The organism is Herbaspirillum rhizosphaerae, assembly GCF_001189965.1.
In the GTDB taxonomy this organism is placed as follows: Bacteria; Pseudomonadota; Gammaproteobacteria; order Burkholderiales; family Burkholderiaceae_D; genus Herbaspirillum; species Herbaspirillum rhizosphaerae.
Genome location: NZ_LFLU01000010.1, coordinates 1 through 18,251 on the forward strand (window position 1 = coordinate 1; position 18,251 = coordinate 18,251).

Here is an 18,251-nt window from a genome sequence, read left to right on the forward strand (position 1 = left end):
TCAAACTCTCGGCCTGGTTAAAGACCGAGGCGGCCAAATCACGCAAGCAACGTCGCACGTTAAAACAGCTCCATTTGGAGCTGCGCGCGTTGGGTTATGAGGGGTCGTACGATCGGGTCGCGGCCTTCGCCAGGCGCTGGAAGGTGGATCAATTGGAGAGGGGCAATTCTGCGAGCAAATCAACAGCCATAACTAAATAAGTTGGTATGTTTTTGATAATTTAAATTGTGTTGTCGATAAGAATTTGTTGCTTTTGGGTCACCATCTTTACTTAAACTAACATCCTCCTCCGTAGGAAGAGTTCCCGCCCGTAAAATTCCGCCCGGAAATTAAATTAAAAATAATCGGGGTTTTACGGGGTGGTGTTTTGCATTGCAATAACAAAATATTTCAGCGCGTCAGCTATTTGGCGGGGCTTTTCTTTGGTGTCTTTCCAAACTCGATCCAGGCTCCGGCTGCTCACGTAGCCGGGCTTCACGATGCACTTCGTGCGCAGGACGACGAAGTACACATTCAAACACATTGGATAGTCAAGAGTCTCACGGCCCTGATGTTCTTGGCCAGCGCAGGAAATGTCGCGCCGGTGTTCGCGCAGACCGATGCCTCCGCTCAAGAGTTTCAGCGCCAGCAGGAGCGAGAACGCCAACTGCGGCGCCAGCAAGAGCAGCAGCCTGACGTCCGGCTGCCTGAAACGCAACCGGCGAGTGGCGCAGTAGGAAAAATTCCAACTGGCGAGTCTCCATGCTTTCAGGTGACACGCATCACTCTCACCGGTGAGTCAGCTCAGCGATTTCAATTTGCGTTGGCAAACTTCAATGCCGGTGACGATCCCGCGATGGGCCGTTGCCTGGGGGGGCAAGGTATCAATATCGTCATGGCGCGAATTCAGAACGAAATCGTTACGCGGGGCTATATCACCACGCGCGTGCTTGCCGAGCCTCAGGACATTGCCAGTGGCGAACTGCGCCTGACGGTGGTGCCGGGGCGAATTCGCGCTATCCGTTTCGCTGCGGATGCAGATCCGCGCGCTAGTCAATGGAACGCCGTTCCCGCGTCACCGGGCGATCTGCTCAATTTGCGCGACATTGAGCAAGGCTTGGAGAACTTCAAGCGTGTGCCCACCGCCGAGGCGGACATCAAGGTCGCACCTAGCGAAGGACCAGATGCCAAGGCCGGCGACAGCGATCTTATCATCAGCTATCGCCAAGCCATTCCCTTGCGTCTGACAGCTTCGATCGACGACAGCGGCACCAAATCAACCGGAAAGTATCAGGGAAGCGCAACGGTCTCTCTGGACAACTGGTTGACGCTCAACGACCTGTTTTACATCAGCTACAACCACGATCTGGGTGGTGGAGATTCCGGCATACGCGGGAGCCAAAGCCATGTGGTGCACTATTCGCTGCCCTTTGGCTACTGGGCTTTGGCGTTCACCAATAGCGCCAGCAGTTATCACCAGGCCGTGGCAGGCATCAATCAAACCTACATCTATAGTGGTGAGAGCGAAAGCAACGAGCTCAAACTCTCTCGCCTGATCTATCGCGACGCCGTACGCAAGACTACGCTCTCGTTCAAGGGCTTTCTGAAAGCATCCAGCAACTACGTGGATGACACGGAAGTGGAAGTCCAGCGTCGTCGCACCGCCGGTTGGGAATTGGGTGTGACGCACCGAGAGTTCATGGGCGACGCCACGCTTGATCTGTCTCTGGCGCACAAGCGAGGTACAGGCGCGTTTGATTCCTTGCCAGCCCCAGAAGAGGCATTCGGCGAAGGTACTTCTCGTTTTCAGATTACGACAGCCGATCTGTCTCTCAACCTCCCTTTTTCCTGGCAAGCGCCTTGGGGTAAGCAGGCGCTTCGCTATTCATTCAGCGCTCGCGCTCAATGGAATGGCACGCCGCTGACGCCTCAGGACAGATTTTCGATTGGTGGGCGCTACACCGTGCGGGGCTTCGACGGCGAAGTGACCTTGTTGGCCGAGAACGGCTGGTTTGTCCGCAACGAACTTTCCGCAGCGCTGGGACAAAGCGGGCAGGAAGTTTACGTGGGCGCGGACTACGGACAAGTCGGCGGCCCTTCGGCCGTACTGTTGACTGGCCGTCGCCTGGCCGGCGCGGTGACGGGACTGCGCGGTGCACTCGGACGTGTCTCCTATGAAGTCTTTGCCGGTACGCCGATTTCCAAGCCCGATCGATTCCAGACTGCCCGCGTGACAGCGGGTTTCAACCTGATGTGGTCGTACTGACAGCGGCGTTGCCGCACCCTGAAGAGAAGAAAAAAGAACATGAACCAATTGTGCTATCGCATCATTTTCAACAAAGCCCGCGGCATGCTCATGGCGGTTGCCGAAACTGTTCGTAACTGCAATGGAAGCGCTTCACAAGGTACTGAAGGCAGTCGTCGCCCTGCGCTAGCCATGGCACGTTTGAGCTGGATCGGATTGGCCGTGTTGACGCTGGTCGGCGCGACAATGATCTTGCTGCCGCGGGCGCAGGCGCAAATCGTGGCGGACCCTAATGCACCCCGCAATCAGCAGCCGGTTGTCGTGAATACCGCCAACGGCGTGCCGCAGGTCAATATTCAGACGCCGAGCGCGGCGGGCGTGTCGCGCAATACCTATAGCCAGTTCGATGTCCAGCGTAACGGCGCCGTCCTGAATAATTCCCGATCCGACGTGCAGACCCAGCTGGGTGGCTGGATTCAGCGCAATCCGAATCTGGCCAACGGCACTGCTCGCGTGATCCTCAATGAAGTCAATTCCAGCAATCCAAGCTATCTACGTGGATTCGTGGAGGTTGCAGGAGACCGTGCCCAGGTCATTATTGCCAATCCGTCAGGAGTGACCTGCGATGGATGCGGCTTCATTAATTCAGCGCGTACTACGCTTACCACCGGTGAAGTCATCATGAACGGCGGTAATCTTGACGGTTATGTGGTGCGCGGAGGACGAGTCAAGATCGAAGGGGCCGGAATGAGCGATGCCCAGTCCGACTATACCGAGATCATCGCGCGCGCCATAGAAGTAAACGCAGGTATCTGGGCGAAGGAATTGCATGTGACCGCGGGGGCCAATCGAGTCAATGCCGATCATACGCAACTGACGCCCATCGCCGCTCAGGACGCTGCGCCGGCGTTCGGTGTCGATGTAGCGCAGCTAGGTGGAATGTACGCCAACAAGATTTTCCTTGTGGGCACTGAATCTGGCGTGGGCATGCGCAATGCCGGCAATATCGGTGCCGCCATTGGTGAGGTCACGTTGACGGCTGACGGTCGGATTGAAAATAGCGGCACCCTAAACGCCCAGGACAAGATACGCATCCAATCGACTGGCGTGGCCGCTAGCTCCGCCCACGGTGTAATCAATACAGGCAGCATCACCGCAGCAACCTCCGAGATTACCCTGAGCACCGACGGCCGAATCGACAATGGAGGTTCGGTGACGGCTCAGACTTCCATCAGCGCCACTGGGCAGGATGTACACAACAGCGGAACGTTGAGCGCAGCAGGAAGTGCAGTCGACGTCGTCGCCAATGGGAAGGTTGACAACAGCGGCGCCATTCTCGCGCAGACCGATGTTCATCTTACTGGCGCTGATGTCAAGAATGCCGGCAGCATAGCGGCCGCCAACGGCGACATTACCGTTGCTGCAAGCGAAGCTGTCGACAATAGCGGTTCGATGACTGCTCAGAGCAACATCAATATCATTGCGCAATTGCAGAATCCGAATGGAAGTCCTGCGTTGCGCAATGACGGCACGTTGAGTGCAGTCAACGGAAGCATTGCAGTCAATACCGGCGGAGGTATTGATAACGCGGGCACCATGGTCGCGCGCAATGATGTACGTCTGGATTTGTCCGGCGCTGGTGGGATGCCAGCCAATGTGAACAACCGTGGCAGTATGAGTGCGATCCAGGGGCTGTTAAAGATTAACGCGGACGGCAGCATCGACAATGCCGGTTCCCTGATTGGCCAGGCGGCGCTTGACATCGCAGCACGCCACGTTGGGGCAGCCGTGGGGCAAGCTGGTCTGCGCAATGGAGGAACGATCAGCGTGGCCGGTGGCGCGATCTCCCTCGCGATTACCGGTGCCATCGACAACAGCGGAAAAATTCTCGCCAGAGATGGCGTAGACATGCGTGTCGCAAGTGGATCAGGAAGCAATGGCATCGATGGTCGCTATGGCTTGCGCAATACGGGCGACATCGGGGCGAGTGCCGGCGCCGTCCAACTCAATATCGACGGCGGCGTGACCAATACCGGCGCTGTGATTGGCCAGAATGGCGTGATCATCTCCGCGCGCAATGCATCCGGCCAGCCGTTCGCAGGTGGTCAATTTGATATCGACAATGGCGGCAGTATCCAGGCTGCAAACGGTCAGGCGCAATTGGGTGCTGACGGACGCCTAACCAACAGCGGCACGATCACGGCAGCGCAGGCGGTAGACGTTGACGCCGCCAATCTTGCCCGGGGCACGTTTGCGGGAAGCGACGTGGCCGTAACTAACAACGGCACCATCACTGCAACGGCCGGCGCATCCACGCTGGTTGCCAACGGCGGCATACGCAACAGCGGCACCATTGCCGCACAAAGCGACGTGAACCTGACAGCGCGCAACGCGGGCGCATCGCTGTACAACGATGGAAAGATCCAGGCCACCAGTGGTACCGCGTCGCTGATCGCCGATGGGCAGTTGAGTAACACGGGGACGGGCACCATCACAGCGAAGACCCTGAACATTTCTGCGCAAGATGTAGTGAACGACGGCAGTATCGGTGCCCAGGCGGCTGCTTCATTGGCTTCTCGCAGCGGCTTCCGCCAATCCTCGACGGCCGCCTTCGCCGCCAACGGCAATATGGTATTGAACCTGGCAGGCAACTATTCCAACGCCGGACAATTGCGAGCAGGAACGCTGGCGTTGTCGGCAGCGCAAATCAGTAATCTCAATACGGCAGCAATTCAGGCGGACTCGATCACCATCAACGGTAGCGGTACCCTTACCAATGCTGGTGAAATTAGCTCGAGGAATCTGCTCGATATTACCGCGCCGACCGTCGACAACACGGGCGTTATTCTGGGTGGCGATCTGGTAGTGCGTACTCAGACGTTAAACAACACCGGCAACAATGCTTTGCTGGGTGGCGGAAACAGCATGTCGCTGTGGGTGACGAGTGCTCTTTCCAATCGCAACAATGCGGTCATTTACAGCGCTGGCAGCATGGCGATCGGCGCTAACGACCAGCGTGATGCAAACGGTCTGGTAAACGGCACGGCGCAGATCACTAACGAAGATTCGATCATCGAAGCTGGCGGCAACATGGAGCTGGCGGCCGTCAATTTGCGTAATACCCGCAGCGGCGTGGCGGTGAGTACGGTACAGACACTCGACGAGACATACGCGATGCGAGCGCCTTCCTGGTGGCACAACGGCGGCAACCAGATGTACTACAAGCCAGACTCATCGAACTTCAACGCCTATGAGATCTTGTATGTCAATCCGGCCGACGTGTTGGAGACCAAAAATATCATTACGCCGGATGGCTACGTCATCGGTCGGGCAGTCATCAGGACGCACGCAGACGACAGCGTTTTCTATAAGGGAATTTCTTCCAACTGGGCAATCTTCGGGCAGATCAGCCGCGGGAGTGCCACGGACGGCACGCGCGTGGTGTATTTCACCGCACAAAGCAACAATGTCAGCAACCCTGACAAGGTCGCTGGAGGCGATGATCCGCGCGACGGGCGTGGCGACATCAACTGGGAACCCATGCCCGGGTACTCAAACCAGTACGGAAATTGCACGACGAATTGCATTCGTTTCGTGGCTGAACAAGACTATACCGATCCCAACACCATCTTCCGGCGCGACACGCAACGCTACCTCGCACAACAACACGACTCGCTGGAACTCACCCGCAATGCGCATCACACGGCCACCGAAGACAGGCTGGCGAGCGGCGCTGGAGCAGTTGCGGAGATTCGCGCTGGTGGTAACGCTCGTATCAACATCGGCCAGTCGCTGAGCAACGAATTCAGCAATATTGTCGTCAATGGCAGCTTGTGGTTGGGCGGAGCCAACGCAAACATCACGAACCTGGGACAAACCTTGTATCGCCGACATAGCTTCGACGGCACCTTCACGACGACAGGGGGGGCTGTCGCGGGCTACAGCATGCCGGATATTTCTGAAGTGATCGGTACCACTCAGGGAGCGATTGTGGGCAATGGCGGCGTTACCATTATTGCGAACAATTTCAGCAATGCCGATCTTTCCGCAGGAAGCGCCGCCAATATTCGTAACGATATTACGCCGGCCACGGGCAGTGGTCAGTCGATCGGCGGCATGTTGGGGAGCGTCGCCACACGCGCCGGCAGTAATGCGCCAACCGGCGGCACGCTGCCTTCGGGGGCGGGCCTTCCGACGATGAGCGGATTCCCCGCTGGCGCGCTCTTTCCGCAAAACGGAAGTGTACCGGTACCGATTCGGCCGGGCGTACTATTCCAGCCGTCCGCCAGCGGCAGCTACTTGCTGGAAACGCGTTCACAGTTCACCGACCATCGCACGTGGTTGAGCAGCGACTACTTGCTGACAGCCCTCAACGTCGATCCAAGTACGGTACAGAAGCGCCTGGGTGACGGCTACTATGAGCAACGCCTAGTGCGCGAGCAGATCGCACAACTTACCGGCAAGGTCACCGGTGCCGCCAGCGACGACAGTCAATATCAAAAATTACTTAGCAATGGTGTCAGCACAGCACAAGCCTGGGGATTGCGTCCAGGCGTGGAACTGACGCCCGACCAAGTTAGTCATCTGACTAGCGATATCGTCTGGCTGGTAAGCCAAACCGTTACGTTGCCAGATGGTAGTACCCAAGATGTCCTAGTGCCGCGCGTCTATCTGGCGCATCTGGACGACAGTGCGCTTCAGAACACCGGCGCCCTGGTCAGTGGTTCTAACGTCACGATCCAGGCCGCCAACATTACCAACAAGGGGGGCATGATCGACGGGCGGGCCGATGGTACGGGACGTACAGTGCTGGTCGCTTCGAACGATCTGGCCAATCTGGGCGGCGGCATTCGCGGCGACGACATTGTCATCAGTGCGGGCGGCAATGTCCGCAACGAAACGCTTACCGTCCAGCAGACCTATGCGAATAGCCAGACTAGCGGCAGCTTTACGTCTCTTTCAAATGCAGCTGGCATTACAGCCGAGAAAAATCTGACGATCAATGCTGGAGCCGATATCAATATCGTTGGGGCTGCGCTGGTAAGCGGACGATCTGGCGATGCTGGCGCAGGCGCTCTCACGTTGAACGCAGGTCGAGACGTTAATTTGAATACGGTTAAGACCGGCAGTACCTATGATATCAACTTCAATGGCTATGTCGGGCACGACAAAAGCATCAATAACGTTGGGGCAACGGTAAACGCTGGCGGAGATCTCCAGATCGTCGCACAGCGAGATATCAGCATGACCGCGGCGCAAGTCGCTATTGGTACAAATGGTAGTGGTAGCGGTTCACTCTTGGCGGGTCGTTCCGTTACGATCGGTGCCGCACTCAATGAATCCGAATCGGTAAGGACGCACTCCCAATCCCGTTCTTTTGCGCAATTTGAAAGCCAAACCATAGACGTGGTCGGTAGCCAGATTAGCGCTGCTGGAGGACTTAGTCTCCGTGCAGGATTGTTGGAAACGGCAGATATAAAGATTGCTGCTAGTAACATTAACGCGGATAAGGAGCTCAATGTTGCTGCTAGTGGTAATGTCAGTGTCGTGTCTGAAGATGCATTCCACAGCTACAGTGAATATGCCACGAGCTCGTCCAAGAGCTTCTTATCTAGCAGGAGTAGTACTGGCTACGGGAAACAAGCTTATTCGGATGCCATTGGTAGCAACTTGAGTGGCGATAGTGTCGTGATTCAGGCTGGGAGAGACCTGAATATCACCGGCAGCAATATCGTTTCAAACGCAGATACCATGCTTTCTGCAGTCAATAACGTGACGATTTCTGCCGCTACCGAAAGATTCCAAGAAGTCCACCAATATAGCGAGAAGAAATCTGGTTTTGCCGCGAGTTTTGGTGCTGGTGTCGCCAGCATTGGTTACAGTAAAACTAGTGCCAACGGTGAGAGTAGTTCGGAGACGGTGACTCAGCAAGGGTCAACCATTGTCTCCCTCAATGGAAATACGCAAATTCAAGCGGGTCAGCAATTGCGCGTCACTGCCTCCGATATCGGTGCCGGTAACGACCTCACGCTGATTGGAAAAAGCATCGATCTTACTGCAGCACAAAATACCAGTGTCGAGCACAGCACGCAACAGAGCAGCGCTAGTGGTTTCTCGGTTGGAATAACATATAACCCTCTCGCAGCCTTCAAAAATGCCTATCAGCAAAGCGCTCGCGGCAACCCCAGCACCAGCTTCCTCGGACAGGCCACGAAACGTGCCGATGCCACGGTCGATGGTGTTTCGGCCGCTACCACGGCTGTTGTAGTGCAAGCCGGATCACGCAGCGCTAACAGCAACCAGGACTATGCCACCAGCAGCGCTAAGGTCAGCACTCTCACGGCCGGAAATAACCTGACTCTGCTTGCTACCGACGGCAGTATCACCAGCCAGGGCACTGCGATGAGTGCGGCAGGCGACGCTTTATTGATCGCTAAAAACAACATCACGCTCGATGTCGCGCGCAGCTATGAAACTCAGGGGCAGACCAACATCGCCAACGGCTGGAGTCTGGACAATCGCGGCACCTTGCCGGTCGGGATGTTCAATAACAATGGCAAGGGCGACGGCACCACCACCACCGTCATTGGCACCAGTCTCTCGGCTGGCCGTACTGCCTCGCTGTCGACGACCCAAGGCGACATCACCCTCACTGCCGCCAATCTGGTCGCTAACGGCGATCTCAGCATCAACGCTGCCAAGAGTCTCACAATTCAAAGCGGCCAGGACATTCTGGCTAATGCCAATAAGAGCAACAATCAGGCAATTGGCAAGGTCGTTGTCTCTGATACTGAGCGCTTCTCGGGCTACCACACCGAGAAGAGTCAGGATGACAACAGCGGCGTCACCCAGGTCGCCAGCAATATCGGTAGCTTACAAGGCAACGTCAACCTGCGTGCCGGTGATAGCTATACCCAGACCGCCAGCAACGTTCTGGCAGCCAACAACATAGACATCAATGCCAAGGCCATCACCATCAATACGGCTGACAACACCGGCAGCAATGATCAAAACAGCGAAAGCCTCAAGATCGGCGCATTCGCGCGCATCAGCTCACCGTTGATTGACCTGGCCAACAACATCGAGAACGCCAAGAAGTCCGATGGGCGTCTACAAGCCATGCAAAGCCTGGCAGCGGCAGCGAATGGTTACCAGGCGGTGAGTGCCATGACCGGCGGCAGCGGCGACCTGATCAAGGGCGAAGTCGGAGTCGGCTTCGCCACCGCCAACAGCGAAGACCACACTCGCTATACGCAGGCCCAGGGAAGTACCATCCAGGGTGGTGGCAACGTCACCCTCACGAGCACTGAGGGCGATATCCACGCCACCGGAGCCAGCATCGCCGCCGGCAGTACTCTGACCCTTGATTCGGCACGGGAAATTCTACTCGATGCCGCGCGGAGCACTGTCGTCAGCAATGGCGACAACCACAGCGCTGGCGCCGAAATCGGCGTTGGCTTCTCGGTTGGTGCCAAAACCGGTGTCTACGCCTACATCAGTGCCAACATCGGTAACGGCCGTTACGACTACAACGCGCTCACCAACAGCAACACGCAATTGAGCGGCGATACCGTCACTCTCAAATCGCAGTCCGACACGACGCTCAAAGGTGCCAGCGTCCACGCAGATACTATCAATGCTCTCACCGGCGGCAAGCTGACGATTGAGTCGGTGCAAGACCAGATCACGCAGCATAGTGAGCAGAGTAGTGTCGGTGGTCGCGTGCAGATTTCCTTCGGGACTGCCTGGGAAGCTTCCGGCAGCCTGTCGCAATCAACTGCCAACGGCAGCAGCAGCTTTGTGAATCAACAGTCGGGCCTGTTCGCCGGCAACGGTGGCTACCACGTCGTCGCCGACACCATCGCCCTGAAAGGCGGCGCCATTGCCAGTAGCAATGCAGGTAATTCGGATCTGAGCACTAAATCGATCAGCTTTGAGGACATCACCAACAAGATGGAATACTCGGCGGACACGATGAGTATCTCTGGCAGTTTTGGTGGCAGCCTTAAAAAGGCCGATAGCACGGGCGGTACCTCAACACAAAATACCAGTGAGGCTGGCGCAACGCTGCAGAATAGTAAGGGGGCCCCAAGTCCTAATTTGACTCCCGGCATCATGTTGCAAGACAGCGTTAGCGCCAGTTCTACCACTTACGGGACTTTAACCGACGGCAAGATCACCATCGGCGGCCAAGCCACGAGCAGCGCCGCCGGTCTTGGGGCACACACCGATCTGGCGACGGCGCATACCGCAATTGAGGCGTTGCCGGACTTAAGAAACGTGATGAAGGAACAGCAGGCCATGGCTGCTGCTGCCAACACGGTGATTGCTACAAGCGCGCAAATCGCCGGCGATATTGCAAAGAGTCAGGCTGCAGCTGCAAAAGCCAGAGGCGACGCTGACGCTGAAAAGAACTGGGGACCAACTGGTGACTACGCCCGTGCCCTCAAAACTGTCACAGCTGTCTTGGTGGGAGGGCTAGCGGGCCAAAGTGGAGGACAACTGGCAGCCAGTGCAGGAGCTCCATATCTGGCCAATGCTATCGGCGACTATTTCTCACAACCTGGCAACGAGAATAGGACTGCGCAGGTACTAAGCCATGCCGTGCTGGGCGGCATTCTCGCCGCTGCGAATGGTGGTAGCGCAGGAGCTGGTGCCGTTGCTGGTGGGGTAGGAGAGCTTGCTGCGCAAGAGATCACCAAGCAGTTGTATCCAGACGCCTATGATGCAGATGGCACTTTTCACCCGGAGAGGCTGAATGGCAGTCAGCTCAACACTGTGATCGCGTTATCCACAGCAGTGGGTGCGATCATGGGTGGAATCACAGGAGGAACGACGCTTGATACGATCGTTGGCGCCAATGTTGCGGCAAATGCAGCGGCGAACAATTACTTGAAGCAGAAAGATGACTCGTATTTAGGAAAGAAGCTTGCATTGTGTAAAGCAGATGACAGTTCATGCCGTGATCGTGTAGTACAAGAGGCCAAGTCAATTAGCGATAAGAATGATGCAGAATTATTGGCTTGTACTACAGAAGAATGTGTAAATAAACTTATTCCCGGGATTGTTGCTGGAGCTAAGTATTTCGATGCACTTTATCGTGGTGATCAAGCAGTTGGCAATAGAGATAAAACTGCTTTTGGCGCAATGAGCGATATGGAAACGAAGTCTCTATTACTGGCGGCCAACATGGCGGCGGGATTGAAAATTTATAATGAGACTGGCGGCGACAGAGACGCTTTCTTGAAAAACGTCAAAGATCTAACATTTACGCAAGGTCAAAGCGGGACTTCTTGGCAACAAGCGTTTAGCGCCTATGAGAGCGTAGTGGGAAGTACTAAGCAGCCACACGAATATACAGATATAACCGTAGGGTGCATGACAGGATATTTTGTGGGTTGCGGTAGCCCTGTTGATCAGTTCAACGCACTACGAAAGTATGCTGGACCAGGCACAGATGGAAGTCAATTAGCAGGCAATGGCGTTGTAAGCGAGCTGAATGTTGGAGGATTCAAGCTCGGGTATGTTACACATCTTATTGATCCCAGTACAAACAGCGTTATTAATATAACGGTGCCAAGTGAGCATGCGCTAGATCCAGGATTTGTCGTACGAAAAATAGTCCCTGATGGCAAAGGAGGCTTCTCCGTTGATACGAGAGGATGGGGTACTGGAAGTAGTCCTCTATTTAATTCCAACGTATGGGCGGCCAGTACGGTTTGGGGCTTGAATACAATGAACATTGGTATAGAATCCGTCAAATTTGAGTGGCTAACTATCCCAAAATGGCTAACCAATCTCTTACCAGGACAATCTAAATGAGTGCAGCGAACAGTCCTGAAGAAAAAACAATATAGGTGCGCCAATGAGTTTGATAAATACAAATGCATCCCTACGTATTTTGGGTTTGCCTGCGTGCGGAGGAGTGATTGTAGTACTTGGCATATCGCTACCCTATATTTTTTATACGTCGGATTACTCTCATTTGATGGGATTGCTCACTATGTTTTTTATTGGAGCATTCGCAAGTGCCATTGTCGGTTGGCCTTTGTTGGCTCTGGTTGAGTGGAAGCTGTCGAAAAATAGATTCAGATACATCATTGGCGGCATTGCATGCTCCACCGGAATCTGGTTACTTCTCGATATGCCAATTTTTCCGAAAGATTGGGGTACGTGGTCTGACGTAAATTTTTTGCTTCATTACGCATGGCGGAGATTTATATTTTTCTCAATTTTCGGACTTGTCTCAGGATGCTTATATACAGGTGTCGTGGCATTGATAAATAAATATATTCCACGTCAGGGCATCCATTAGCTTCAAGACGGGGTAGCCCCTATGACTCCTCTACTGTGCAGACGTTTAGAGTTAGCGGAAGCAATATGCCAATTCAATGGCGGTGGCACGATGACGAGGCTGAAACAACCGCTGCGAAGTTATGTATAAGTAAAAATTGATCTGAAATGGGTGACAGCACTCGGCCAGAAGCTGCCATTTAAAATCTTAAGGGCCTCGTAAATACGAGGCTTTGTTCTTTTAATGGCGCTCAACTGACCGTAGGAATGTCAGTTGATGCAGCGAGTTCCTTTTGCGCTTCGACGGCAGCGAGTCTCTCCGTTAACGCTTTGCGAATGATTCCCCAGGAATCGCTGCCAAGAACGATCCGCTTCGGTGCCGGCATTTGATCCGCGCTATCAACGATGATTGCCGCCATCTTTGCCGGGTCGCCAGGGGGCAAGCGCGACGTATCCTTGATCATCACGTGCACCATCGCCGCCGGCGTGCCCTTGTAGGCGTCCATCTGTTCGCCGAGCCGGGCGCCACTGAAGCGGAAGTTTGTACGTGCGCCACCCGGCTCGATAATAGTGACCCCGATATTGAAGGCCGCGAGTTCCTGACCAATCGAATCGAGGAAGCCTTCCAGCCCCCATTTGCTCGCATGATACAAAGACCCGCCTGGAAGAGTTGCCTGACCGCCATATGTGGACAAACCGATGATCCTGCCACTTCCCTGGGCTCGCAAGTAAGGCAAGGTTGCGCGAATCAGCGTGATTGGACCGAGCAGATTTGTTGATATCTGATGAGCAATCTGTACGCCGCTCAATTCCTCAACAGCACCGAACAGGCCATAGCCGGCGTTGTTGACGATGACATCGATTTTGCCGAGGTCAGTAAAAGCCATGTTTACAACTTGTTCAATCCCGGACATGTCCGTCATGTCCAGATGGGCAAGCCACAAAAGCGCCCCGTATTTCTCTTTAAGATCATCCATTGCATCCATCTTGCGGACGGTTCCTGCTACGCGATCGCCCCGCGCGAGAAGTTGCTCCGTCATCAGTCGGCCGAAACCGCTGTTCACACCCGTGATGAACCAAGTTCGTTGCTGAGTCATTTCTGTGCCTTTCAAATAATGCCAAATAAATGCTTCTCTGACTGGACTTGGATGGCCACGGCAAAGACCGAATCCCAAACCAGAGCATGCAGAATAGCGGCCAGGGATGAGATTTTGAATGCTTGATCGTCGGGGTTTTATGCGTCAAAATCTGAGAATGCAGCTAGATCCCTTTTCAGACCTCCTCAAGCTACTCAATGCCCATTCCGTTCTGGCTGGCGGACTGATCACGGGCGGATCGTGGGCGATCAGGTTTCCCGCATCCGATCAGATCAAGTTCTGGGGTATCGTCCGAGGTAGCTGTTCGCTTGTGATGGCAGGGGAGACGACGCCCATTCCTGTCGAAGCGGGGGACGTCTTTCTTCTTCGGACGCCACGTTCACATGTGCTGGCCAGCGACCTCTCCGCCAGGCTGGTAGAACTGCAGGATGTCTTGGCAGATCGAAAAGGCGCCGTCGTCGAGTACGGCGAAGGCGATGAATTTTTCATGATCGGTGGCAAAGTCGAGCTGTCAGGCAACAGCGGACAGCTTCTGTTGGATGAGTTGCCCTCGCTGATTCACATCCGTGCAGCGTCACGTCATTCAACATCGCTACGCTGGCTTCTGGAGCAATTGGTCAAAGAACAGGATGATCATCATCCGGGCGTGGCGGCGGCTTCGTCGCAACTGGCCCACCTGATGTTCATTCAGATTTTGCGTGCTTGCTTTGAGAGTTCGGAACCGCTTGCCAGCGGCAGGCTTCGCGCTATTGGCGACCGACGTTTAGCGCCAGCGCTGCAATTGATGCATGGCGATCCGGGACGCGCGTGGCAACTGGACGAATTGGCAAAAGCGGCAGCGATGTCACGTGCGACATTCTCGTCTCACTTCAAGACTGTTGCCGGTGTTGCGCCCATCACTTACTTGACGGAATGGCGCATGCGACTCGCCGAACGTATTTTGCGGAGCGAACGCACTTCTGTCAGCGCACTTGCGGCATCACTTGGCTATGCATCGGAAAGCGCATTCAGCAATGCGTTCAAGCGTGTGACCGGACGATCGCCAAAGACTTATCGGAAGGCGACGATTGCCCGGGATACTTCGGGATGAATGTATCCGTTGCATTCCTGGGCCACCGGCGTACGGGCCTTAAAGTTTGCTTGCAGGATGCTCCGCCAGAGAGACAAAGCTGTTCGTGGCGGCGTCCAGCGCGTCTATTGAGCCACTTTCGATATCATAGACCCATCCGTGAAGCGTCAATCGACCTTGAGCTAGCGCCAGGGCTACTGATGGATGCGTTCGGATGTTGTTTAACTGTGCAATGACGTTCTCGCGAACCATGCCGTTGATGCGATCGTTCTCATTCGCGTGGTTCCTGGATTCGTTAATCATCCGAGCTGCATCGGCATAGTGCAGCCAGTGTTTGACCGCTGGCATGTGGTCCAGACATGCGCACGTGGCGACTGCTTTCATCGCACCGCAATCGGAGTGGCCGCAGATGACAATGTCCGTTACCTTCAGCTGCGCTACGGCATATTCAACCGTTGCGCTGACACCGCCAGGTTCAGGGCCGAACGACGGCACGATGTTGCCGGCATTGCGAATCACGAATAACTCGCCTGGCTCTCGTTGGGTGACAAGCTCTGGAACCATTCGACTGTCAGAGCAAGAAATGAATAACGCCTTCGGCGTTTGACCGGTCGCAAGCGTCTTGAATAGCTCTTTACGTTCTGGAAAGACTTCCTGTTGGAAGCGCAGAAAACCATTAATAATGTCACGCATATTGAATTAAAAGCTGATACAGGAACGCTATTATCGCGTGGATTGGTATCAGATATCTACATTGTCAATATGGAGGGCGTATGGCGAGATTGAGATTTGACCGTGGAACAGGGCTGATATGTGAAGGAAGGAACGGCCCCACGCGGGGTAGCACCTTAAAAGAGGCAACAGTGCTTAAGATTTTGTGGGCCTCTCAGATCGACAGCAATAGCGATGTTGAACGCCCATAGAGGCATGCATTAGCGGCCGTAGTCCGCCAGTAACCGATATCCTCACCATTGCGTGAAAGATTCACATGCCATCAGGTTTGCTCGGCATTGAATCAATACAAGTAGCTCATTTCCAGTCACGATAATCCTCATACCGCTAAGGATACCCATGAATGAACATGATTCGATTGCCGCAGAACTGATCGCTCGTCTTGAACTTTTTCCGCACCCGGAAGGAGGCCATTACAGAGAAACCTACCGTAGTCAACAAAGAGTACTGCGGGAAGGTACGGATCTCAGCCGCTCCGCAGCTACCGCGATTTACTATCTCCTCCGCCAGGGAGAAAGGTCAACGTGGCACAGGATCCAGTCCGACGAGATGTGGCATTTCTATGCAGGGGAGCCCCTGCATGTTCATGTCCTCGAACACAGCGGCGAGCTGCATACCCTGATGCTGGGAAATCCCTTGACGCACGACGGCGCCACGTTCCAGGCCTTGGTCCCAGCGGGCGCCTGGTTTGCGGCGCAATGTGCCGGGTCGGGCGCCTATGCCCTTGTAGGTTGCACGGTAGCACCAGGTTTTGAATTCCAGGAATTTGAAATAGCGGACAAGGATTTTCTCCTGAAAACCTGGCCGCAACATGCACAGGTGATCGAGCGCCTGGCATAAAGTGTGTGCTTGCGGCCAGAAGCAGCCGCTCCCTCGATAAATAAAGATCTTCTCTCTCAATGACATGAAGGCCTTCGTCATATCCGGGCCGTCTTCCGGCCCGTTTTCTGGCGATCTGCTCATGCGGCCCGCAGCTGCACATATGCGGGTGTGATGTCGATCTCGCATGCATTCCCCTCCATTTGGGCCTGGCTCAGCTTGAAAGTGCCAACCAGTTCGGTCAGATGTTCGGCCTGCTGGCTCATCGACTGCGATGCCGCGGCAGCTTCTTCGACCAGCGCGGCGTTTTGCTGGGTGTTCTGATCCAGCAGCGAGATCGCTTCGTTGACGGCGTTGATGCCGTGGGACTGGGCGTGGTTGGCAGTGCTGATTTCTGCCACGATTTCAGTCACGCGCCTGACGCTGGCGACCACTTCTTCCATGGTGCCGCCGGCCTCCTGCACCAGCCGGCTGCCGTCGGCGACGCTGCTCACTGAGTGATTGATCAGTTCCTTGATTTCCTTGGCGGCAGAGGCCGAACGTTGGGCCAATGAGCGCACTTCGGAAGCCACCACCGCAAAGCCGCGTCCCTGCTCGCCTGCGCGAGCCGCTTCCACCGCAGCGTTGAGCGCGAGAATGTTAGTCTGAAAAGCGATGCCGTCGATGACGCTGATGATGTCCACGATCTTTCTGGAAGCATCGTCGATCACTCCCATGGTGGAGACCACCTGGCCGACCACTTCGCCGCCCTTGGTCGCGATCACCGATGCCGAGTCGGCCAGTTGCTTGGCCTGCTGCGCGTTCTCGGCGTTCTGGCGTACGGTGCGGATCAGCTCTTCCATCGCCGCTACCGTTTTTTCCAGCGTGTCGGCCTGTTGCTCGGTACGCTCCGACAGGTTGATGTTGCCGGAAGCAATCTCGGCCGAGGCGCCGGCGATAGTGTGGGTGCCGATACGAACCTGCTGCACCAGCGAGGCCAGCTTGTCGCGCATGACGCGGATCTCGAACAGCAGGCTGGAATCGTCTTCATGATGGGTGTCGACCGAGGTGGATAGCTCGCCGTGCGCGATGCGTCCGGCAATCTTGACTGCATAGGCCGGCTCGCCGCCAAGCTGTTTAAGCAGGCTCTTGCGGATCAGCCAGGCAATCAGCACCGACACGCCGAGGATGATCCCTGTCCATACCGTGATCATGCGCAGCGAGCTGTCGAAGAGACCGTCGGCAATCATGCTGGCTTCTTCATTTTCCTTTTGCTCGAATTTCAGCAAGGTATCGATATCCTGCACGATCTGGCGGCGCAGCGGGCTGCATTCCTTGACCAGAAAGGTCCCGTACTCGGCCATCTGTCCAGCCTCGCGATACTTGCGCGGACGAGTCAGTTCATTGCCCATCGCCAGCAGCCCGGCCTTGACCTTTTCGAATTGCGCGTTGCCGGCGAACACCGGCTCCAGCTGTTTGAGCGCTGCGAGGTAAACGGCTTTCTGTTCGTCGAGAATGGCGAGTTCCTTTTTGGCATCGCCTTCATCCTGAAAGATGAAGGCGTTGCGTGCGGCCAGCCCGGTCTGATCAAGCGCCTCGCGCGCGACGTAGAGCGGTTCCAGTTTGGTGGCGCGCACCTGGTCCTGATGCTTGACCGCCGCCGAGATGGAACTCATGCGCGTCAGCGCAAACAGAATAAGCACCAACATCAGCATGATCAGCATGCCGAAGCCGAGGCTCAATTGCGTGCCGATCTTGAGATTTCTAAAGTAGTTCATTTCTAACTCCACCATTCGAAGTGTTTTAAGAAGGCTTGCTGTGACGAATGTAAAGTTTCTGCGTCCCTTGCTTGCCCACAATCAGTGTGAGCAGACCTTTTTTGCGGAAACTAAAGTGGAGTTTTAGTCAAAAATAAAATGCTGGCTATGAGGATTTTCCTGAGTCGCAGTACTTGACGACACAGTTGCGTTGCATTTGATTAATCACCCAATGCCGAGCGGAAAGATGTAGTTTATGGTCGACTCAGGAATATACGTTT

Annotated in this window: 7 protein-coding genes and 1 pseudogene; 5 read left to right on the plus strand and 3 right to left on the minus strand. The window is 55.2% G+C overall.

Going from position 1 to position 18,251, the window contains the following annotated elements; translation table 11 throughout:
* The 3 genes and pseudogenes from AKL25_RS24545 to AKL25_RS14495 form a co-directional block, all read left to right on the plus strand.
* Positions 1-191, plus strand: a pseudogene (locus AKL25_RS24545) (IS21 family transposase); the annotation flags it as partial.
* A gap of 359 nt (positions 192-550) precedes the next feature.
* Positions 551-2,245 (plus strand): ShlB/FhaC/HecB family hemolysin secretion/activation protein, encoded by a 1,695-nt coding sequence (locus tag AKL25_RS14490; RefSeq protein WP_050478548.1) that lies wholly within the window; start codon positions 551-553, stop codon positions 2,243-2,245.
* 39 nt (positions 2,246-2,284) lie between these two features.
* A complete protein-coding gene (locus AKL25_RS14495; protein WP_050478406.1) occupies positions 2,285-12,046 on the plus strand; it encodes a hemagglutinin repeat-containing protein in 9,762 nt (3,253 codons plus the stop codon).
* A gap of 722 nt (positions 12,047-12,768) precedes the next feature.
* Here the strand turns inward: AKL25_RS14495 and AKL25_RS14500 are convergent.
* Positions 12,769-13,614 (minus strand): SDR family oxidoreductase, encoded by an 846-nt coding sequence (locus AKL25_RS14500; RefSeq protein WP_050478407.1) that lies wholly within the window; start codon positions 13,612-13,614, stop codon positions 12,769-12,771.
* A gap of 118 nt (positions 13,615-13,732) precedes the next feature.
* Between AKL25_RS14500 and AKL25_RS14505 the strand changes: the two genes are divergently transcribed.
* On the plus strand, positions 13,733-14,704 hold the full coding sequence (locus tag AKL25_RS14505; protein ID WP_240475752.1) for an AraC family transcriptional regulator: 972 nt from the start codon (positions 13,733-13,735) through the stop codon (positions 14,702-14,704).
* 39 nt (positions 14,705-14,743) lie between these two features.
* On the opposite strand, the gene AKL25_RS14510 is transcribed toward AKL25_RS14505, so the two are convergent.
* A complete protein-coding gene (locus tag AKL25_RS14510) occupies positions 14,744-15,376 on the minus strand; it encodes a carbonic anhydrase (RefSeq protein ID WP_050478408.1) in 633 nt (210 codons plus the stop codon).
* 378 nt (positions 15,377-15,754) lie between these two features.
* Between AKL25_RS14510 and AKL25_RS14515 the strand changes: the two genes are divergently transcribed.
* Entirely contained in the window at positions 15,755-16,255 is a 501-nt protein-coding gene (locus AKL25_RS14515; protein ID WP_050478409.1) for a cupin domain-containing protein, read from the plus strand.
* 119 nt (positions 16,256-16,374) lie between these two features.
* Here AKL25_RS14515 and AKL25_RS14520 read toward each other — a convergent pair whose 3' ends face one another.
* Positions 16,375-17,991 (minus strand): methyl-accepting chemotaxis protein, encoded by a 1,617-nt coding sequence (locus AKL25_RS14520; protein ID WP_050478410.1) that lies wholly within the window; start codon positions 17,989-17,991, stop codon positions 16,375-16,377.
* Positions 17,992-18,251 lie beyond the last annotated feature (260 nt).